Source organism: Streptococcus sp. sy004, assembly GCF_007859205.1.
In the GTDB taxonomy this organism is placed as follows: domain Bacteria; phylum Bacillota; class Bacilli; order Lactobacillales; family Streptococcaceae; genus Streptococcus.
This window is the reverse complement of sequence record NZ_VOHP01000002.1, coordinates 47,713-68,509: the sequence shown is the minus strand read 5'-3', so window position 1 is coordinate 68,509 and position 20,797 is coordinate 47,713. Positions and strand designations below refer to the sequence as shown.

The window sequence follows — 20,797 nt, the reverse complement described above, 5'->3', positions numbered from 1 at the left end:
CCAGACACAAAAAACCAGACTTGATGAACACAAGTCTGGTTAGTGTTGAATATAGATTTTTAGTAACCACCCCCTTGATTTAGCGTGTTGGAACATAAGTAAGTTTGTCACCATTTTCAGCTAAGAACTGCTCCAATTCACTATCTGGGATGCGTCTCATATAGAGATTTGAGCGAATGGTATCATCATCTTCACGACAGGTTGATAACACCAAATATTTATCTGTTGGCTCAACTACGGCTCCTTCTTTTTTGCTGACTGCATCTGTAGCCACTGCATTCAGCTGCTCAGCAAACGATTCTTCACTGTCAAAAGAAGTTCGATAAAAGGCAGTCGTTTCTGGAACAATAATAAAGAACATCGCTTCATAGTAATACTTCCGCTCTGCCGTTTCAAGAACAAGGTAACGATTCTGATCGAAGAAAGTTTGATCTTCATAAAAATTAACATCATTAAACATACGATTATCTGGCACCTGGCTACCTCTAGCATGTCCAAACAACCAAGTCAAACTGTCATTCCAATCCTTATTATTATCCGTATCCATAAAAACAGCACCCATTAAAGGCTCATTGTTACCCTCAAATGTCTTATCCAGATAAGTGGCATTATCACCTGTCTGGACGACTGGTTCGTCTAATTTCGTTCCAGGAGCATAGATATAACCAATCACTTCAGGATTGATCGCTGAAAGAGCATCAAAACGTTCTTTCAAATAGGCTTGCTCTTCTGCACTTGGTTGATAAGTGACTTGATTGGTCACTGTCTGTGCTGGTGTGTCTTGAGAGCTAGCCACATTAGACACTGGATTTTTAACACCAAAGGCAAACCATGTACCGATCGCTACAGCCACAACCAATAAGCTTGCTAATAAGTATTTGAGTTGCCTGTGCTTTCTTCGTTCATTTTGATAAAACATATTATCCTCCATTATTTAATAAAGAAAAGGCTATTCTATCGAATAACCTTTAACCTTACTTCGACAGCAAATAGATTATTTTACTGCTGATGTTTTTGGCAATGTTTTCTCACCAGATTTCGCTGCAGCTGCTGGCGATACTTTTGCTGAACTTGATTTACCAGAAGGTGCAACTGCTGAACCAGCTTTAGATGAAGCAGCTTTAGCTACTGTTGCTGACTTCTTATCTGATTTAGCAGACTCTTTTTTATCTGAACTTGTTGTTTCTTTTTTAGTTTCTGAGCTTGCTACTGTTTCGCTTGAAGCCGTTTCAGAAGTTGTTGAGTCACCTTTAACAGTTACTTTTGAACCTGTTTTAGTATTTTCAACAACTGTGTTACCTACACCGTCAAAGTTGCGTGTATCAACTTCATTCGTATCAAGTACTTTTGCTGAACCATTTTCAACAACTGTGTTTCCTACACCTTCAAGGTTACGAACATCAACAGCTGCATCGTTATTGTTAACGGCTCCCTCTACTGCTGAAGGAACTGGTTGAGCCAATTTTTCTTTAATGATTGCTGCTGCATCTTCTGCCGCTTTCACCTCAGCTTTAACAGCTTCTTCTTTTGCTGTTTCTTTAGCAACTTCTGATTTTAACCATGCAGCTACGTCAGTGTTTTGGTCACCAACCATAACGTTATCTTGTGCAAATGCTGGCGCTGCAACTGACAAGGCAACGCTTGCCAATAGTGATGTTGACATTAATTTCAATTTCTTGTTCATAAACGAACTCCTCCGATTTTTTATAGAATTCCCCATAGGATTCTATTTATATTGTAACGCACCCCCCCCCCGTTTTGTCAAGTTTTTTGCACGTTTTTTTCAAATTTTCATCAACTTTTTTGACCTTTTTTGACCATAAAAACAACCCAATGATTAGGTTGTTCTTCTTTATTAACGAGTTGGAACATAGGTGAGTTTATTTCCATTTTCAGCTAAAAATTGTGGGAGTTCCTCATCAGGAATTTGACGTAAATAGAGATTGGCTCTCAAACTGCCGTCTTCTTCACGACAGGTTGACAATACCAAATACTTGTCAAGCGGATCAATCACCGCATCTGCTTTTTTTACTTTGGATTCTGCTGCCACTGTTTCTAACTGCTTACGAAAATCTTCCTTACTCTCAAAAGATGTCCGATATAACGGAGTCGCTTCAGGAACAATGATAAAATAGGTCGCTTCATAATAATAGTTGCGCTCAGGTGTTTCTAATACCAGATAGGGATTTTGATCAAAAAATGCTTGATCATCATAAAAATTCACATCGTTAAACATGCGATTATCTGAAACAAGACTCCCCCTAGCATGCCCAAAAAGCCAAGTCAATGAATCCGTGAAATCTTTTTGATTGTTGGTATCCATAAAGACTGCCCCCATATAAGGTTCATAAGTGCCTTCAAAAGTTTTTTCCAAATAAGTCGCATTATCTCCTGTTTGCACAACAGGTTCATCCAACTTAGTTCCTGGAATATAGATGTAACCAATGACTTCTGGATTGATTGCTGATAATTTAGCAAAACGCTCTTTCAGATAAGTCTTTTCTTCACTGCTAACTTGGTATTGCTCGAGTTGTTGAGTTTGACTATCTTGAGTCGGATGACGACTGGATTGGCTACTACTTGCCGTAGAAACCGTTGAGGTTTGCTGATTTTTGATCATAACTATCAGACCACAAGCGAACACAAACCCTAACAAAGCAAGCAACAAATATTTAACATAAGCAGACATCGGTCTTTTTTGATTAAACATACTCATTTCTTTCTAAGTCATTTAAGTCCAAGGGTTATAAAACCGTCCTTGATTGAGCCAAATCAACACAAAACTAAGCACTAGGATAAGAATTGCCAAGGCAATGACGCCATAATCGCCAGCTTTCAAGTCTTGTTTTTGGTACCAAGTTCGTTTTTTTCCCTTACCAAAACGACGTAACTCCATAGCCGTTGCAACGGTGTCAATTCGTTCTAAGGAGCTAAAAATCAAGGGGGTTAAAATCAACAAGTTCCCTTTAATACGTTCTAACAATTTAGCTTTTTGAGATAATTCCAATCCACGCGCATTTTGTGATAACTTAATGAGATAAAATTCCTCTTGTAAATCTGGAATATAACGTAAAGTCAGACTAACAGCATAAGCAATCTTATAAGGGACACCAATTTGATTAAGGCTGGCTGCAAATTGGCTAGGATGAGTCGTCAACAAAAAGACAATAGCCATAGGCACTGTTGAGAAATACTTCAGAGCAAGATTAAATAAATAAAAAAGTTCTTGACTGCTTATGCCATAAGCACCGATTCCAGCCCAAAGTAAAGTCTTTTGCCCATAAATCTCGACCCCATAATTGGGAGCAAAGAGATAAACCATGAGCAAATTCAAAAATGCAAAGAATAAGACCAAATAAATCACAAAAGACACCTGTCGCCATTTGATATTAGCTAGCTTGAAAAGCAATAAGGAACCAAAACCCACAAAAGCAAGCAAACGTGTGTCATAACTAATCATTACTGCTATTGAAACAAGGATAAAAAAGACTAATTTGCTAGCACCTGACAAACGATGAATCGGACTAGTTCCTGGTTGGTAACCCAAGAGTTTATTTGTCTGCATGATGCTCTCCTTTATTGCGCAATATATAATGATGAACCACTTGCTCAACATCAAGCTCAAGTTTATCCGCCAAAGCAAACAGACTTGGCTGACAAAGATTGGCTTGTGTTAAGACATCTTTTTGTTTTAAAATCTGAATTGGTTGGTCGTCAGCCAAAATTTGCCCCTTGGCTAAAACTAAAGCTCGATCACTATGTTCCAACATCAACTGCATATCATGAGTAATCATGATAATCGTATGGCCTGCTTGATTAAGCTGATCCAAAAACGCCATAATCTCATTATAATGACGGAAATCTTGACCTGCTGTTGGCTCATCTAACAAGATAATTTCTGGATTCAAGACCAAAATAGACGCAATGGTCACTCGTTTCTTTTGACCAAAAGACAAGGCTGCAATCGGCCAGTGGCGATAAGGATACAAGCCACAAATTTTTAAGGTTTTTTCTACACGTTCCTTTACGTCTGCCTCATTCACTTGACGCAAACGTAAACCTAAGGCTACCTCATCAAAAATCATGGTCTGACTAATCATTTGATTAGGATTTTGCAAGACATAACCAATACGCTCTGCTCGCTCCTTAATCGTATCTGCTGAAATGTCTTGACCTTGATAAAAGATTTGACCTTGGCTAGATTCAACAAATTGGCAGAGTGCTTTAGCTAAAGTGGACTTCCCAGCCCCGTTTTGACCAATCAAGGCCAGACGCTCACCTTTTTTAACGGTAAAGGAAATATCAGATAGAATCGGCCGAGCCTCTCCATAATTCACTTCTAAATCCTTGACAACCAACACATCTTCACTTGGCTTTGAAGATTGATAAGAGTCAATCGTTGGCAAGGATAACTTGGGCAAATCCATACCTTCCAACTGCGACAAAGAACTTAGTGAGGTCAAGTCCAATCCTTGTTCACACAAAAAACCAAGATACAGCGGCTCACGAATCCCTTGCTCTTTTAATAAAGTCGTAAGCAATAAGTCATCTGGTTGCCCATCAAAAATAACCTCACCTTCCGCCATCAAAATCACTCGATCAACAGAAGCAGCTAGCACTTCCTCTAAGCGATGTTCAATAATCAAGGTTGTGACTTTCTCACTCTTATGAATACTGTCAATAAGAGCCAACATATCCTGACTGGATTTAGGATCTAAATTAGCCAAAGGCTCGTCAAACACTAAAATCGGACTTTCATCAATTAGAACACCTGCTAAGCTCACTCTTTGCTTTTGCCCACCTGATAAATCTTGTGGACGGTGTTGTAGCAAATCTTCCAAACCTAGTCGTTTGCTCCACACCTCGACCTTTTCTTTCATCTCTTTTTCAGGTACTTGATCATTTTCTAAAGCAAAGGCTATATCTTCTGCCACAGACAAGCCAATAAACTGGCCATCGGTATCCTGCAATACCGTACTGACCAGTTTTGACTTATCATAAATCGATTGTTCAAAGCTAGGCTGACCCGCCATTAGAAAACGACCTGTCATTTTTCCCTTGTGATGATTAGGAATCAAGCCGTTAATTAACTGTCCTAAGGTTGATTTGCCTGAACCAGACGGCCCAACCAATAAGATTTTTTCACCTTCTTGGATACTTAGGTTAATATTTTTCAGAGTAGGCTCTGCTTGTGTTTCATATTGAAAACTAAAATCATCAAATACAATCAAGTCTGTCATCATTTCTATCAATCCTTAGAAAGACTACCAGCTTTAATTCGAGTCCGAGCATAAAGCCCAATCAACAAGCTACCACCCAAACCAACTGTTAGGGCATTAACTCCTGCTGACCAAATCCCTTGAACATAGACTTTACTAGCAATTTCCTTGTAAATCAAAACATCTGCATAAGGTGCAATCAACCCCCAGCCAATAAAGTTTACTACTAGTTGAGTAAGGTTGAACACCAGATAGTCTTTGGTTTGCAATTGCCCTTTATCCAGCTTAATCACACCAGACAAGAAACCAAGGCCCAAACCAATCAAACCACTGACCAAGACCCAAGTCCACCAAACTGAGCCGTATTGAATGGCATCCTTGAGTGCATGACCAATAAAACCTGCAAAGAAACCAACGCTTGGCCCATAAATCAAGGCAAACAAAGCTAAAACAGCATACTGTAACTGGATACTGGTATTGGGTACTGGTACAGGAATATTCACCAAAATTCCAATAATCACAAAGAGTGCGGCACCAATTCCCGTTGCGACAACTTTTTTAATTGAGTTATTTTTCATAGACATCTCCTAAATTTTCTTCACTTCAATATGCCAGTTCGAACCCACTCCCACATTATATGCCTTGGCAAACGACCCTTGGTTAATCGCTAAACCTAGACGATAGAGAGAGTTAATATACAAAATTGGCTGACCAATACGGACATCTGCAAAAGATTTACCATACGTCACTTGATTTTGATACACCAACATATCATTGTTATAAATCGTCACTTCAAAACGGTCGTTAAATTCTGGGTTTAATTGATAAAACTCCTCACGAGTAATCGAAGTCCACAAAGATCCAAAGCGAACATCCAAAATGTCAATAGCTCCCCTAACCTGATTGTCAGTAACTTGGGTTTCTACTACTGGCAATTCCACAATATCATTCACTGACAAGACAGGGCCAACTTCTTCAAAGCTAATATGCCCACTAGCTAATTTTGCTCCTGTATAGGCATAGACATCGCGACCATGGAAGGTATAAGAATGCTCTGTATTTTGACGACGATTTTTCACTTCAGAAATCTCACGAACAGCCTTAATACCAACATGTTTTTTAATGTAAGATAGGGTACCATTGTCTGGTGTCACGATATAGTGGTCTTGTTCTGTTAAGGCAACGACACTTTTACGTTTAGACCCCACACCTGGATCAACAACCGAAACAAAGGTTGTTCCTTTCGGCCAATACTCAACCGTTTGGAACAGACGATAGCTGCCTTCAAAGATGTTATAAGGTGTAATGTCATGCGTCAAATGGTGAATACCTAAGTTGGGTGATTCTTGCAATGCTACACCAATCATGGCCGAGACTGCCCCATCAACCAAACCAAAATCTGATTGTAACACTAGTAATTGATTACTCATTTATCTTTCCTTTTTCTAACTAAGATAGTATTTATTTTATCATAAGTTACACTATTTTTGTAGGCTATACTTAACAAGGAATATCCATAGTTACAAACTATATCAAAAAAAGATAAAAACAGGTTGAAACATGATCTGTTCAACCTGTCCTTTGATTAACAATAAATAGTTCTTACTTATTCTTACCCCAAGCTGATTTTTCAGCTACGGCAGTAAAGAGAACGTCTGTTGATGAGTTGATTGCTGTTTCACATGAATCTTGAATCACACCGATGATGAAACCAACACCAACAACTTCTGCAGCGATATTACCATCAATACCAAACAAACTACAAGCCAAAGGAATCAAAAGTAATGAACCACCTGCCACTCCTGACGCACCACACGCTGACAGGGCAGCAACTACACTAAGCAAGAAAGCCGTTGGGAAATCTACAGAAATTCCCAAGGTATTCACTGCAGCCAAGGTCAAAACCGTGATTGTAATGGCTGCACCACCCATGTTGATAGTTGCTCCTAGTGGAATTGATACTGAATAAGTATCTTCGTTCAAGCCCAGCTCTTTACACAAACGCATGTTAACAGGAATGTTAGCTGCTGAACTACGCGTGAAGAAGGCTGAGATACCACTTTCTTTCAAACAACGGAAAACCAATGGATATGGATTTTTCTTCATGACGATAAAGGCAATCAACGGATTAACCACAAGGGCTACTACTGCCATGGTACCTACCAAGACCATCAATAGGCGACCATAAGTTGTCAAGATATCCAAACCATTTTGTGAGATTGTCGAGAACACCAATCCCATAATACCGAATGGTGCCATTTCAATGACCCATGTCACCACTTTTGATGTGGCATCTGAGATTTGTCCTAGACCATCCTTAATAGCATCGCTTGCTTGACGTAAAGCCAAACCAAATAAAACAGCCCATGACAAAACACCAATATAATTAGCTGTTGCAATTGCATTTAGTGGGTTATCCACGATATTTGTGATAAAGGTGTTAAATACTTCTGCAATCCCTTGAGGGGCTGATGATGTATCTGTTGCCCCCCCTGACAGATTAAGGGTTACAGGAAAGGCAAAACTTGCTAAAACAGCTACAAAGGCGGCTGCAAAGGTTACTAAAAGGTATAGGCTGATAACGCCTTTCATATTACTTTGCTGACCTTGACGGGTTTGTGATAGCGCATGCACAACCAAAACAAATACTAAGACAGGAGCTACACCCTTCAAGGCACCAACAAAAACGGTACCGAACAAGCCAATCACTGACCATGATGGCACTAGAAGTCCTAAAATCGCTCCAATTGCCACACCAATAATAATTCGCTGAATCAAACTCAGTCGATTCCAAAAATTCATTTCTTTCATCTATTTTACTCCTTTAAAAATAGTAATATCACTATATTATCTTAAAAGGAACAAAAATTCAAGGCTATTTCTGTAAATTTACCTTAGATTTCTCTAATTTTTTAAGCTATTGACGAATATTTAGAACTGGGGTACAATGATAGAACAAGTGAAATGATTATTTTCACTTCAATTTACGTAAACGAGGAAATATCAATGAAGTCCACTCAAAATAAATATCTAATTATTGGTTTGATGCTTTTTGCCATGTTTTTTGGAGCATCAAACCTAACCTATCCTGCCTTTCTTGGCATTTACTCTGGTAGTAGTCTTTGGCTTGCCGTCCTAGGTTTCTGTTTATCAGCCGTCACTCTACCGTTATTGGCAGTCATTGCTATTTCGTATTCTGGTAGTGACAATGCCCAAGATATGATTGAAAAACGAGTGTCTAAAGGTTTTGCCGTTGTTTTCATGACTGTGCTTAATCTGGCTATTGGCCCTCTATTTTCTATCTCAAGAACCGGAGCTGTTTCTTTCTCTGTTGGAGTCGCCCCTTTCTTTGGCAATGATCTCATCAGCAAACTCATCTATGGTGTTATTTTCTTTGGTTTGACTTATTTAATCGCTGTTAAACCAAGTAAAATTGCTGACTATATTGGTAAATACCTAACACCAGCTCTACTCTTGGTTATCCTAACCTTAATCATTGGTTCTTATATCAGTCCAGCTGCCGCTCCTGCTAGCCAGAGCTATAATGCCGCAAGCGACTTGTCTAATGCTTTTGCTGATGTTCCTTTCATCGCTGGTTTATTACAAGGTTATGGGACACTTGATGCCCTTGCCGCCTTCATGTTTATCAATGTTGTGATCAACTCGGCAAAACAATTTGGGGCTAAATCTAAACGTGACATCGCAACGATTTCACTCAAAGCAGGGCTTATTACAACTGCCTTTCTTGCCATCATCTATATCTTTATTGCTCGTCTAGGATCTGTTTCTCAAGGACTCTTTGACATGCAAGACGGTCTATTTGTTCTCAATGGTGTCGGCGTTGACGGTGGTAATGTGCTTAGTATTGCAGCAAGAAATTATTTCGGAACTTTTGGTCAATTAACGCTATCACTTGCTGTTTTTCTAGCCTGTCTATCAACATCGTCAGGTTTAGTGGTGGCTAGTGCAGATTATTTCCACACTTTGTTACCAAAACTATCTCATGCTCGCTGGTCTGCTATAATGACCTTAATTGGTACTTTTCTTTACTTTAGTGGTCTAAATGGCATCATTAAAGCTTCTCTTGCCATGCTCTTCTTCCTTTATCCTATTGCGATTAGCTTGATTGTACTGACCTTAACAGGCAAATGGTTTAAAGATAAAAAAATCGTTTATGTTTCAACTTTAATTTGGGCTTCTGTTGCTGCCCTTTACGATTCATTATCTACCCTAGCTGGTCAGTTAGGTATTGACTTTATCCCAGCTGGTATCAATCACTTCTTTACGCAAGTTGTGCCCCTTGGGCAATTCCAACTCGGTTGGACCTGCTTTGCTCTTATTGGTTTTGTTCTAGGTCTTATCTTAGATAAAATCAAATCATAAAAAATCATACGCTTAGTCCTGACTAAGCGTATTTTCTTTATCTAAAATCTATTTATGACTTACCTTTTTGGTTAAGAAATCCCCTAGGAACTGAATGGCAAAAATCAAAATCAAAATCATCAGAGTTGCCACCCAAGTCACATCATTATTATAACGATTATAACCATAAGAAATAGCAACATTTCCAAGACCACCAGCTCCGATTGCGCCAGCCATGGCTGTTTCACCAACCAAGGAAATCAAGGTCACCGTTGACACACGAATCAAATCTGGTAGCCCTTCCGTTAAATACACCCAAACAATATCCCATGTGGTCGCACCAGACGCTTGAGCTGCTTCAATAATTCCCTTGTCCAACTCAGACAGAACCACCTGTACTTGACGAGCAAAAAAAGGAAATACTGCCACAGACAGCGAAACATTGGCTGCATCAGGTCCAAGCATGGTTCCAACCAAAAGAAGGGCAACAGGGAACATAATAGCTAACAAAAGAATAAAGGGAATGGCACGAAAGACCGATGTCACCTTATCCAAAACCCAAAAAACTAATTTATTTTCAATAACACCACCTGGTTTAGTCATTACCAATAATAAACCGGCAACCAAGCCCAAAATGCCACCGATAACAAAAGGAATTAAGGTCATATAAAGGGTGTTAAACAGGGCAGTTCCCCAACCTGCATCACCAGACCACCCCAACGCATAGACGTTAGGCAAATAGGTTTGAATCAATTCATTCATCTAGGCACCTCTTTTCAATACAACAACAGATACCCCAGCTTTTTCTAGGGCAGTTAATGCACTAGCCAAATTGTCCGTTTGACCAGATAGGATAACGACCAATTCACCAACTGGCACATGGTCTAGAATTTCAATATTGCCATAAAGGATATTGGCACTGACATCAAATTCTTTATAAATCTGATTAAGAATCGGCTCATCGGTTGACGTTCCCGCATATTTTAACTCAACTAAAATCGAATCATCCGCTAGATTAGCAACAATGTCTTGCTTTTCAATCTTGAGAAGAGCTTCATCTAAGCCAGTAGCCGTTTGGATAAATTCCTGAGTTAAGACTTGCTGTGGGTTAGAGAAAATATCCAGCACACTGCCTTCTTCAATCAGCACACCATTTTGCATAACCGCAACACGATTACAAATGTCTTTAACAATCTGCATTTCATGGGTAATCATGACAATGGTCAAACCTAATTTTTCATTCAGATTTTGTAAAAGACTCAAAATTTGCTTGGTGGTTTTTGGATCCAAGGCACTGGTTGATTCATCTGAAATCAAAATCTTAGGATCATTAGCAAGGGCACGAGCGATGGCGACACGTTGTTTTTGCCCACCAGACAGTTGTGAGGGGTAATTGTCAGCACGATCTGCCAAGCCAACCAGACCCAAGAGTTCTGTCACTTTTTTATCTTTTTCTTCCTTACTCAAGTCAGAATGTTTCAGAGCAAAAGCGACATTTTCTCGAGCAGTTTTTTGTGACATTAGGTTAAAGTGTTGGAAAATCATGCCAATATCACGACGTTTCTCTCGCAACTGAGTCGCCGTCAAAACAGGTTTGTCATTATCAAAAATCACATCACTATCAATGACCACACGACCCTTGGTCGGTTTTTGCAACAGGTTGATGACACGAACCAAGGTTGATTTCCCAGCACCAGAATAACCAACAATACCATAAATATCCCCTTGATTAATTGTGATACTGACATCTTTAACGGCTTCAATCACTCGTTTCTTCTGATGAAAGGTAATATCAATATGTTCTAAGTTAATAATTTCATTTGCCATAACTTCTGATTAACTCCTCTATTAGTTTTACATGACGGTAGTAATCCGCTACCGTTACATTTTCATCTCCAGCATGGTCTCGACTATTGGGATTCCCCATTCCAAAAGCAGCAATCGGCACGCCTAGGGCATCAAAAACCGTGTGCATAGGACCTGTACCTGCTGAAGTTGGCAAGATAGCCACACCCTCTTCATAGTGAGCCTTAGCCAGTTCTATCACTCGGATAATGGCATCATGACTCATATCACTGCGATAGCTCTTTTCGCCCAAAGTATAGGTCAATTCCACTTGAGAAAAGCCATTTTTGACCAATTGTTTTTTGACCTTGTCAAAGACATCCTGCGGACTGAGATTAGGAACTAGACGAATCTCCAATTTTGCATGGGCTTGACCTGGCAAAATTGTCTTGACACCACTTCCTTGATAGCCCGACCATAAGCCTTCAATAGCAATCGACGGTTCAAAATAAAAACGTTTCAAGAATACTTCACGCTCTTCAACCAAAATAGGTAACTCCAAGCCGTAGATAGCCTGTAATTTTTCTGGACTTAGTTGGGCATGTTTCTGAATAAGAGCCATTTCTCGCTCATTTGGTTCAAGTAACTCATCTGTCAAGCCCTCAATTAACAAGGAACCATCTGCTTCTCGTAAACTATTAAGTGCCCGAATCAAGTACCAAATACTTGATTCCACGACACCACCATAGCTAGAATGAATATCCAAATCTGCACTCTTAACATACGCATCAAAGGTCAAAATCCCTTTGTTGCCACCGTAGATTTCAAGCTGTCCTAGATTGTTGCGATTTCCCTGTTCCCAAATCAATAAATCTGCCTTAGACAACTTGGCACTATATTTAGCTAGATACTTATCCAAGTCAACAGAAGCTGATTCTTCAGCCCCTTCCATGATAAAAATGACATTAACTGGCAAGCCTTGGCCTTCTTGTAGAACCTTCATCATAGCTGTCAAGCGAGCTGTGATATGCCCCTTGTCATCATCAACACCCCGTCCGTAGATAATATCATCTCGTATGGTCATGGTAAACGGATCGCTCGTCCAGATTTGGTCAGCGTCAGCTGGAACAGTGTCATAATGGTTGTAGAAAATGACGGTCTTGGCATCTGCTTGCTCACTCTTAAACTCTGCCATCACAAAAGGGGCAGCATAGCTATCATCAAGGGTCACTTGAGCACCTGCTTTACGAAAAGTTTCTGCTAAAAAGTGGGCCACTTCTAAAAGGCCAATACCTTGAGCATAGATTGATTTTTTGGCAATCAAATCGCGTAAAACCATCAAATAATCTTGAACAATTGAATCTGACCAAAAGGCCTGAATATCAGCTTTTTCACTTGTCATATTTATCTTTTCCTTATATTCGTAAAGAAAGGAGCAGGAAAACTAGCAACAACCTAGCTTTTCCTCACTCCTTAATCTCATATCATTCTACCAAACTGGAACATCAACACCATCTGAAGTTTCATCGATAACTTTTTTCACGTCATCTGTATGATAAGCTTCAATGATTTTCTTGATGGCATCAGCCTTAGCTGAAGATTCCCAGTCTTTTTGACCAGCCAAGATGTTAATCCATTGTTTAGAGTTATCGTTTACTTCTTCTTTAAGCAATGATGTTGAGTAGTCAATACCTGCTGGGACAGCGTAGCTATTGTTTACAAAGGCTGCATCAACTGATGTCAATGAACGAGCCGTTTGTGACGCGTCAACTTCCTTGATTTGTAAGTTCTTTTTGTTTTCAGTAATATTAGCTACTGTCGCAAATTCTTTACCTGAAACGTTCAATTTAATCAAACCTGCTGATTCAAGAACGTATAGGACACGACTTTCGTTAGTGGCATCGTTTGGTACAGCAATCGTTGCATTGTCTGGTAGTTGACTAAGTTCAGTGTACTTAGCCTTACCTGAACTGTCAGTTCCTGAGAAGAGATGAATTGGACTGATATAAGTTTCCGCAATCGCAACCAAATCTCCCTTGTTTTCTTCATTCCAATTATCCAAGAAGTTGTAATGTTGGAAAGCATTGATATCAACCTCACCGTTAGCTAAAGCCTTGTTAGGTTGTGAGTAGTCTGTAAATTCCTTATACTCCAAAGTGATACCATCTGCTTTAAGAAGTTCTTGAATTTTACTCCAACGTGCATCATCAGATTCTGTTTTTGTCATCACACCAACGGTTACTGTTTTAGCGTCATCTGAGCTAGTTGATTTTTGACCACAAGCAGCCAAGACAAAACCTGATACAAGTGCCAAACTGGCAATACCTAAAATCTTTTTCAATTTCATCAATAAATACCTCTTTTGTTTTGATGAATTTATTATCCCATAGCCTGTTATAAAAATCAAACTGTTAAAAACTTGTCTAATATATAGTTTTTAACTATATGTTAAACGATAAAAAACGACCTCTAATGAGATCGTTTATTGCTATATGAATTATTTCACATCCGCACTTGCTGGTAGGTAGCTACCTTCTAGGTATTCTTGTGAGATTTTTTCAAGTGTGCCGTTGTCATAAAGTTCTTTAATACGTTTATTGACAAAGGTTTGCAGGTCTGTTTGATCTTGACCAAAAATCATATACACATACGGTTGTTGATCGCTTGGCAATTCAATCACTTCAACATTGTCCAAACCTTGGCTCTTGACAATTGAGTTCACTGCGATTTTATCAAAAATCTTGAAATCAAATTTACCTTCATTCACATTACGAAGAATGGTTGTGATGTTTTCGTTTGTATAACTCAATTCAACTGGCTTGTCTTTGTTTTCTTCGTTGTAGGTTTCTAGCTGAGCAGCCGATGTAGTTCCTTGAACGACTTGGGTTGTACGACCTGCGATATCGTCATAACTTTTAATATCACTACCTTTTTGTACCACTAAAACACTTGGATTTGAGGCAATTGGATTTGAGTACAGGTACTTATTAGCACGCTCGGCAGTGTAGCTGATGTTGTTTGCTCCGATCTGGAACTTATCGCTATCTAAACCTGTAAAGATCGATGACCACTCTGTTTTTTGATAGGTCACTTCATACTTATCGCTGCCTTCAAAAACAGCTTTTGCAACTTCAATATCATAACCTGTCAAATTTCCCTTGTCATCTTCATAAGAGAACGGACGAGTTGTACCAACCGTTGCAAGAGTAATTTTTTCTTTACCTGATGTTTCTGATGCACTATCACTTGTTTTAGAACCACATGCTGCCAAGGTAAGAGCAGAGGCTGCTAAAAGACCTAGTGTTAATAATTTTTTCATGCTTTTATTCTCCTTTTATCTGATAAATTTATTCTATCATGATTCAAATGATTTTCCTAATACTTGGTTTTTATCGTCTTGATAGTTTACTTCTATCAAGTCAAATGAATAGAAAAAACAGAGAAAAACTCTCTGTTTACATGTCTGCCACGTTATGATAAACCTTTTGCACGTCATCATCGCTTTCAAGAGCGTCAATAAGTTTTTCAAAGGTTGCCAGATCATCCCCTTCAAGGGTCACTTCTGATTGTGGAATCATTTCTAGCTCAGTGACTTGAAACTCGTTAATGCCTGCTTGACGAAGAGCTTCTAGGCCTTTATGTAGGTCAGTTGGTGCTGTATAAACAGTAACTGTTCCTTCTTCAGCTTCCACATCATCAACTTCTACATCTGCTTCTAAAAGCAATTCAAAAATCTTGTCTGCGTCGTCACCTGCAAAAACAATAACACCTTTTTTATCAAACATGTAAGAAACAGAACCTGCTGCTCCCATGTTACCACCGTTTTTACCATAGGCTGTACGTACATTAGCTGCTGTACGGTTGACATTACTAGTCAAGGTATCTACGATAATCATTGAACCATTTGGCCCAAAGCCTTCATAGCGACCTTCTACAAAGGTTTCATCAGTATTACCCTTAGCCTTGTCAATCGCTTTATCAATAACATGTTTTGGCACTTGAGCTTGTTTTGCTCGATCCAAGACAAATTTTAGGGCTGAGTTAGTTTCTGGATCTGGATCGCCTTGTTTAGCAGCAACATAAATCTCAACACCAAATTTAGCATAAACTTTTGAGTTAGCACCGTCTTTAGCGGTTTTTTTGGCAACGATATTTGCCCATTTGCGTCCCATAAGTGTTCTCCTTTTTATTTATCAATCTTCTATATTATAGCATTTTGTTAGGAATTGGTAAATCTTATTTTTTTAAACTGCATCAGGATAAGCATGATGCAACTGCTACTGGATAATACTAAACTTGGCCATAGCCACCATGGTTCTTGATAGCTGAGCAAGAGTTGATTCGTTCCTTTTTGAGACAAAACGGTCGGCGTCCCAATTACATTAAGTTGGTAATCTTTAGTAGCAAGTTTTTTGCCATTTAGGGTTAATTGCGTATCTCGATAAACAACCACAGGTAAATTAAGTGACTGTTGGTTATTGGTCTGCCAAGTCACTATCAGATTTTTTCCCTCTACTGCCTTATCAAATCTTAAGTTGTCTAATATGATAAATTTCTCATAAAGATCATAGCGACTTTCCTTAATATAACGAAGACCATCTGGTGTCGTTGGTTTCTTAATTTTGGGTAAATAATCTGGCGTTGAGCGATTAACTAATTCTAATAATTTTTTCAAATTCTCATCATGATAGGCTCTACGAATAGCTTCACTCTCTCCAAATAAGGTGGTATGAACCTTGGTTTGAAGAAAAGTATCGCTGCGATAATTCTTGACGACATTATCCCAACTAGCTTTCCAAGTATAAAATAAACCAATAACTAAACAAGCCAGTAAAAACATCCGATACGTTTTGAAGTACTTTTGAGGACTTTGGCTTAATTGTAAACCAACAACCACTAATAATAAGGGAATGGCATAAAAGAAAAAGCGAGTGGGAAATTGAATCAAATCAACAATGGCAATCTGACGTCCTGCTAATAAAAACCAAGGGAACAAACCTGACGACAGGATGAGAAAACTTAGGTAAATCCACATCAAAGCCTTAGTGATACTTGACCAACGCTTATAATAGCAAATAAAGTGAATCACTTGAGCAACCAACAGAACTAAGAGACTCCATGGAGAGACTAGCACTGCACGATCTAAACCAGTAATGGTCTGTTCTACCATTTTTTTATTGATATAAGGTTGAATAAGCTCATTGGCTAAATTGAGTTGAATAAGCGGTAGCCAAACATTAGTGGTCATCACTAAAAAGAGAAAAATAGATCCGATAACCGTTTTGATAAAATGCCATTTATTCTTAGTCACTAGCAGTATGTAAGTTCCAACCCCCATATAAATCACAGACAAGAAAAGAGTTGATAGCACATGAATCTGTAGCATTAACCCCATAGAAGAGGCAATCAAGACTAGGTTGGCCTTACGATGTTTAAAAAGATCCACAACTCCCAAAAGCCCCAAAGGAAAAAAGGCCGCTCCCCAACTTGAAAAACCTTGTAAAATGGTCCAATATTGGATAGCATAGGTGGTCATGAAAAACAAAGATAAAAGCAGCGCATAGGGTTTAGCAACTTGCAAACGTCTCATCAAGAGATAAAGAGAAGAGCCTGCAATAAAACCTAGTAAGGTTCGTGATAAAATGTGATAACCAAACCATGTTCGACCTAGTAAAACCAAGAACCCCTGAAAATAGGCAAAATAAGGGCCATATAAGGCATTAACAATCCGTCCAGACTGCTGATAACCATACAAGCTAATAAAATAGGAAAAATTATGATTTTTAATCTGCATAGCCGCTTCATAAAAGCGATTATAATGAAAAATTGAATCTGCGCCCATCGTCACTTCTCTAGTTAGGGCTTGAGGCAAACAAAGAAGAAAAGAAAAACTTGCCAAAATCACTACAGTCAGTAATCTTTTTTGCCAGCTAGACCAATCTTTTCTTTCTAACATGACAACATCCATCCTCCTAATGATAATAAATCGGGATTTGTCCCCAGTTTTGTTCAACAATCTCAGCGTGACCAAGTTGGTAAATCTGATCCGCTTGTTGACTCAGTGGATCCCACTTGGTTTGACCAATGCGACTAATAAGTTTGATGTCTTTTTTTAATTGAGATAGATGATCTCGACCAGCCTGAGAAAATCCCAAAAGCCGAAGACCATCTGGCAAGTTCGTTTCTCTCGCATTAACTAAAATATAGGTTAAAATGCGTCGTAAGCGAGCTTTGGTGTAACGTTTTGTAGCCAGGTTTTCCAATAACTCTGTAAAATTATTAGCCTTTCGAACCCCCTTTTTCAACCGACTAGCCAATTCTTCATTGACTTGATAAATCTGGGTTAAATCGTCTTGCGTTAAAATCTGATAACGTAAGAGATTAAAATAATTATCCCAACTAACCTTGGCTGACTGGATAAACAAGGCTGGATCTGGCATGGCTTGATTAACAAAGTCCAAATCAGCTTGATGTTGACGAATGGCTGTCGCGGACGCCATAAAATCAGCCTTATGTTCATCATGAAAACCCGCGCCCAATCGTTTTATGGGACACAATCTTATTTTTTTTCCAGCAACTGCCTTGGTATAAGCCAGAGCCAGAATATGATTTGGACTACTACCAGAAAAATCAATCTGAGCAAACGCTGACCACATGGCTTGTGCCTTTTGAGGATAGGATAAAGACTTGGGAAGTTGGCTGATAAACAAGTCCATCTCTGTCTTTTTTTCTTGATAAAGATTGGCTAAATGATTATAGTCTAACACGTCTTCTGTACCAAACGTCAAATGGTCAATCCCAACTTGCTCCAAAATGTCAATCGCTCCTTTGGCAAAATAATCAGCAGACTGGACAGCCACCAAAAATGGTAACTCAAGAACAATATCAGCGCCATGAGCCAAAGCCATTTGCGTTCTTGTCCATTTATCAATAATGGCAGGCTCGCCACGCTGCATAAAATTACCTGACATGACCACAACTTTTAGACCTTGTGCCTGACTAAGCAGGTAGGCATGACCATGATGAAAGGGATTAAATTCTGCAATGATACCTGTAACTGTCATTTTTTAGCCACAAAAAACCAGCGAGCAGAGCTTTCATTAGGAGATTTATCTTCAAAATCAGCATAAACCTTGACATCTGTAAAACCGGCTTGCTCTAAAAGAATATCATAAGTTAAGATTTCATAGGTTCTCTCTTCATGAATTTCGTCAAATCGTGTGAAACGACCATCTTCATCCTGAACAAAAAAAGTCAACTCATGCACCACTGAATACGGTGCTTCGTCCGCATAAGTATCCCAAACAAATGCAAAATCTTCACGATTTTCATGGTAGGTGTAACCTGGAAAAACTTGCTCCATCTGATAGGTTGAATGTACATCAAAAATAAAGACCCCATCATCTGCTAAACAAGCCGAAACTTGTGCAAAAACATCCCCAACTTCAACTTCATCTGCCATATAGCAAATCGAGTCTGAATAACAAGTGACTAGATCAAACTGCCCAACTTGTGATAAATCTAGCATATTACCTTGAATAAAGGTCACTGACTGTTTGGCTGATTTGGCTCGTTTTTTTGCCAAATCAAGCATGTCTTGACTAAGATCTAATCCTGTCACCTCGTAACCTGCTTGAGCAAAACGTACTGACTGAGTTCCTGTTCCACAGGCCAATTCTAACAATTTCTTTTTCCCTTTTGGAAAATGACGCAAACTAAAATCAGTCCACTTGTCATAGAGGCTATCATCCATAATGGCATCATAGACTGATGCAAAGGTTTCATAAGTTGCCATGATTTCTCCTTTATGAAAACCTTGTTCGATGAACAAGGTCTTTTTCTTATGCTAAAAATTCTTCCACATCAAGCAGGGGTGCTTCATGCCAAAGTTTTTCCAAATTATAGTGCAAGCGCTCATCTTCTGAGAAGACGTGTAAAATCACACTGTTTAAGTCTAGTAAGACCCAACCTGCCTTGCTGTCACCTTCAACATGACTAACAATTTCTTCTTCCTTCATTTTGTCACGCACATTGTCACAAATCGCTTCTAATTGACGGCTATTGGTGCTACTGGCAATCACAAAATAATCTGTCATGGTTGTTAGCTGACGCAAGTCCATAATGACTAGGTCTTCTGCCCGTTTTTCATCACAGGCTTTTACAATCAATTTTAATAAATCTTTTTCTGTCATCATCTTTCTCTTTACAAATAATTTACATAGGCATTATAGGTTGCCAAGGTTTGTGGATAAACGGCTAGGCCTTGTCGAATCAAATGGCTAATGGTTGACGCTGTTTCATAGGCTACGGCTCGATTGAGTGATTGATAAGCGAGTTCTCGTGCCTTTTCCACACCTGGAAAATCACGCCCACATTCGATATAATCCGCCACATAGACCACCTTATCCAAATCAGACATATCTGCACTACCTACGGTGTGAATTTCGATAGCTCTCAAAATAGCTGTATCAGTCAAACCTAAATCTTCTTGAATTTTATAAATACCGACTAGGCCGTGCCAAACATTATTGTTCCACTGTTTAAGTTGGGAATCCAACTGATAGCGTTCAATTAAGTCTAGAAATTCCTGATCAGGTAATTCCTTGGTATAATCATGCAACAGACCTGCCAAACCTGCTTGCTCCTTGTCAACACCATATCGCTCTGCCAATTCAATACTGGCCTTTTCTACACCTAGACAATGGGTGAAACGTTTAGAGCTAAGCTGCTCTGCCATTTTTTCCAAAAGAGCAACACGCCCTCCTGAAATGTAACGCTCATAGATCATTGGTAAAGCCCTTCTTTCTCAATATAAGACAGTACCGATTGTGGCAAGAGGAAATTAGGTTGACGCTGTTTCTTGATAAAATCTCTAACCATACTAGACGAAATATCCATCAAGGGCACATCAACCCAGATTACTGGGTAGCTAGTCCCTGCCTTATACTTGGGACGTTGCACACCGACAAACTGAACCAATTGAAGCAATTCATCAATGCGATGCCATTTAGGCAGATACTCTACCATGTCTGCTCCAATGATAAAATAATAATCCACATCTGGATTTTGTTCAGTCAACAGCTTCATGCTGTCATAAGTATAACTGATGCCTTTACGGTCCAATTCCAAGGTTTCAATGGCTAGGCCTTTTATTCCTTCAATGGCTAAATTAAGCATCTTTAAGCGATGCTTCTCATCAATGGTTTCTTTTTTATCAACATGAGGAGGCAAATATTCTGGCATTAACAAAACTTGATCTAGGCCTAACTGTTGTCTAACCTGATCCGCCACTACCAGATGGGCATTGTGTACAGGATTAAAATTCCCACCTAGAATCCCAATCTGGCGACGATTACGATCTTTTTGCTCAACTTCTAATTCTACCTTGGTAAAAGGAGTTAGTAGTTCAATTGCCATAGTTCCTCCTTGAA

The 20,797-nt window shown here is 39.1% G+C and carries 21 protein-coding genes; 1 reads left to right on the top strand and 20 read right to left on the bottom strand.

The genetic code is table 11. The features are described from left to right. Positions 1-79: 79 nt before the first annotated feature. The 8 genes from srtB (FRX54_RS03055) to sstT all read right to left on the bottom strand — a co-directional run bounded on the left by srtB (FRX54_RS03055) (position 80) and on the right by sstT (position 8,030). Positions 80-919, bottom strand: coding sequence for a class B sortase, LPKTxAVK-specific (srtB, locus tag FRX54_RS03055; RefSeq protein ID WP_146460936.1), 840 nt, complete (start codon positions 917-919; stop codon positions 80-82). Between the two features lie 75 nt (positions 920-994). Then, on the bottom strand, positions 995-1,684 hold the full coding sequence (locus FRX54_RS03050) for an LPKTxAVK-anchored surface protein (protein WP_146460934.1): 690 nt from the start codon (positions 1,682-1,684) through the stop codon (positions 995-997). Between the two features lie 171 nt (positions 1,685-1,855). Then, positions 1,856-2,710 carry a class B sortase, LPKTxAVK-specific gene (gene srtB / locus FRX54_RS03045; protein ID WP_146460932.1) on the bottom strand — a complete coding sequence of 285 codons (855 nt, stop codon included), beginning with the start codon at positions 2,708-2,710 and terminating at the stop codon, positions 1,856-1,858. 21 nt (positions 2,711-2,731) lie between these two features. Continuing rightward, complete coding sequence (locus FRX54_RS03040; RefSeq protein WP_146460930.1) at positions 2,732-3,565, bottom strand: energy-coupling factor transporter transmembrane protein EcfT; 834 nt, start codon at positions 3,563-3,565, stop codon at positions 2,732-2,734. Beyond that, positions 3,552-5,240 carry an ABC transporter ATP-binding protein gene (locus tag FRX54_RS03035; RefSeq protein ID WP_398586709.1) on the bottom strand — a complete coding sequence of 563 codons (1,689 nt, stop codon included), beginning with the start codon at positions 5,238-5,240 and terminating at the stop codon, positions 3,552-3,554. Before FRX54_RS03035 ends, FRX54_RS03040 begins: the two co-directional genes overlap by 14 nt. Before the next feature lie 8 nt (positions 5,241-5,248). Beyond that, positions 5,249-5,797, bottom strand: coding sequence for an ECF-type riboflavin transporter substrate-binding protein (locus tag FRX54_RS03030; protein WP_146460924.1), 549 nt, complete (start codon positions 5,795-5,797; stop codon positions 5,249-5,251). A gap of 9 nt (positions 5,798-5,806) precedes the next feature. Then, entirely contained in the window at positions 5,807-6,649 is an 843-nt protein-coding gene (locus FRX54_RS03025; RefSeq protein ID WP_146460921.1) for an S-adenosyl-l-methionine hydroxide adenosyltransferase family protein, read from the bottom strand. A 172-nt stretch (positions 6,650-6,821) separates the two neighbouring features. After that, positions 6,822-8,030 (bottom strand): serine/threonine transporter SstT, encoded by a 1,209-nt coding sequence (gene sstT, locus FRX54_RS03020; RefSeq protein ID WP_146460918.1) that lies wholly within the window; start codon positions 8,028-8,030, stop codon positions 6,822-6,824. Positions 8,031-8,225: 195 nt separating this feature from the next. Between sstT and brnQ the strand changes: the two genes are divergently transcribed. Continuing rightward, positions 8,226-9,602 (top strand): branched-chain amino acid transport system II carrier protein, encoded by a 1,377-nt coding sequence (gene brnQ / locus FRX54_RS03015; RefSeq protein WP_146460916.1) that lies wholly within the window; start codon positions 8,226-8,228, stop codon positions 9,600-9,602. 48 nt (positions 9,603-9,650) lie between these two features. Here brnQ and FRX54_RS03010 read toward each other — a convergent pair whose 3' ends face one another. From FRX54_RS03010 to FRX54_RS02955, 12 genes are all read right to left on the bottom strand, one after another. After that, a complete protein-coding gene (locus FRX54_RS03010) occupies positions 9,651-10,343 on the bottom strand; it encodes a methionine ABC transporter permease (RefSeq protein WP_146460913.1) in 693 nt (230 codons plus the stop codon). Next, positions 10,344-11,408 (bottom strand): methionine ABC transporter ATP-binding protein, encoded by a 1,065-nt coding sequence (locus tag FRX54_RS03005; RefSeq protein WP_146460910.1) that lies wholly within the window; start codon positions 11,406-11,408, stop codon positions 10,344-10,346. Then, the gene (locus FRX54_RS03000; RefSeq protein ID WP_398586704.1) at positions 11,398-12,768 is read right to left on the bottom strand and encodes a M20/M25/M40 family metallo-hydrolase; all 1,371 of its coding nucleotides are present in this window, start codon (positions 12,766-12,768) and stop codon (positions 11,398-11,400) included. The genes FRX54_RS03005 and FRX54_RS03000 overlap by 11 nt, the downstream gene beginning before the upstream one ends. Positions 12,769-12,855: 87 nt before the next feature. Then, positions 12,856-13,713, bottom strand: a complete 858-nt coding sequence (locus FRX54_RS02995) for a MetQ/NlpA family ABC transporter substrate-binding protein (protein WP_146460904.1) — start codon at positions 13,711-13,713, stop codon at positions 12,856-12,858. Between the two features lie 150 nt (positions 13,714-13,863). Continuing rightward, the gene (locus tag FRX54_RS02990) at positions 13,864-14,685 is read right to left on the bottom strand and encodes an amino acid ABC transporter substrate-binding protein (RefSeq protein WP_146460901.1); all 822 of its coding nucleotides are present in this window, start codon (positions 14,683-14,685) and stop codon (positions 13,864-13,866) included. Positions 14,686-14,821: 136 nt separating this feature from the next. Further along, entirely contained in the window at positions 14,822-15,538 is a 717-nt protein-coding gene (locus FRX54_RS02985) for a YebC/PmpR family DNA-binding transcriptional regulator (protein WP_146460898.1), read from the bottom strand. A 47-nt stretch (positions 15,539-15,585) separates the two neighbouring features. Beyond that, complete coding sequence (locus FRX54_RS02980) at positions 15,586-17,322, bottom strand: hypothetical protein (RefSeq protein ID WP_146460897.1); 1,737 nt, start codon at positions 17,320-17,322, stop codon at positions 15,586-15,588. A gap of 16 nt (positions 17,323-17,338) precedes the next feature. After that, positions 17,339-18,430 carry a nucleotidyltransferase gene (locus tag FRX54_RS02975; protein WP_146460895.1) on the bottom strand — a complete coding sequence of 364 codons (1,092 nt, stop codon included), beginning with the start codon at positions 18,428-18,430 and terminating at the stop codon, positions 17,339-17,341. Continuing rightward, positions 18,427-19,161, bottom strand: a complete 735-nt coding sequence (locus FRX54_RS02970; RefSeq protein ID WP_146460893.1) for a class I SAM-dependent methyltransferase — start codon at positions 19,159-19,161, stop codon at positions 18,427-18,429. The genes FRX54_RS02975 and FRX54_RS02970 overlap by 4 nt, the downstream gene beginning before the upstream one ends. 46 nt (positions 19,162-19,207) lie before the next feature. Next, on the bottom strand, positions 19,208-19,558 hold the full coding sequence (gene rsfS / locus FRX54_RS02965) for a ribosome silencing factor (protein ID WP_146460891.1): 351 nt from the start codon (positions 19,556-19,558) through the stop codon (positions 19,208-19,210). Positions 19,559-19,569: 11 nt separating this feature from the next. Further along, positions 19,570-20,154, bottom strand: coding sequence for a bis(5'-nucleosyl)-tetraphosphatase (symmetrical) YqeK (gene yqeK, locus FRX54_RS02960; protein WP_146460888.1), 585 nt, complete (start codon positions 20,152-20,154; stop codon positions 19,570-19,572). Beyond that, positions 20,151-20,783, bottom strand: coding sequence for a nicotinate-nucleotide adenylyltransferase (locus FRX54_RS02955; protein ID WP_146460886.1), 633 nt, complete (start codon positions 20,781-20,783; stop codon positions 20,151-20,153). The genes yqeK and FRX54_RS02955 overlap by 4 nt, the downstream gene beginning before the upstream one ends. Positions 20,784-20,797: the final 14 nt, after the last annotated feature.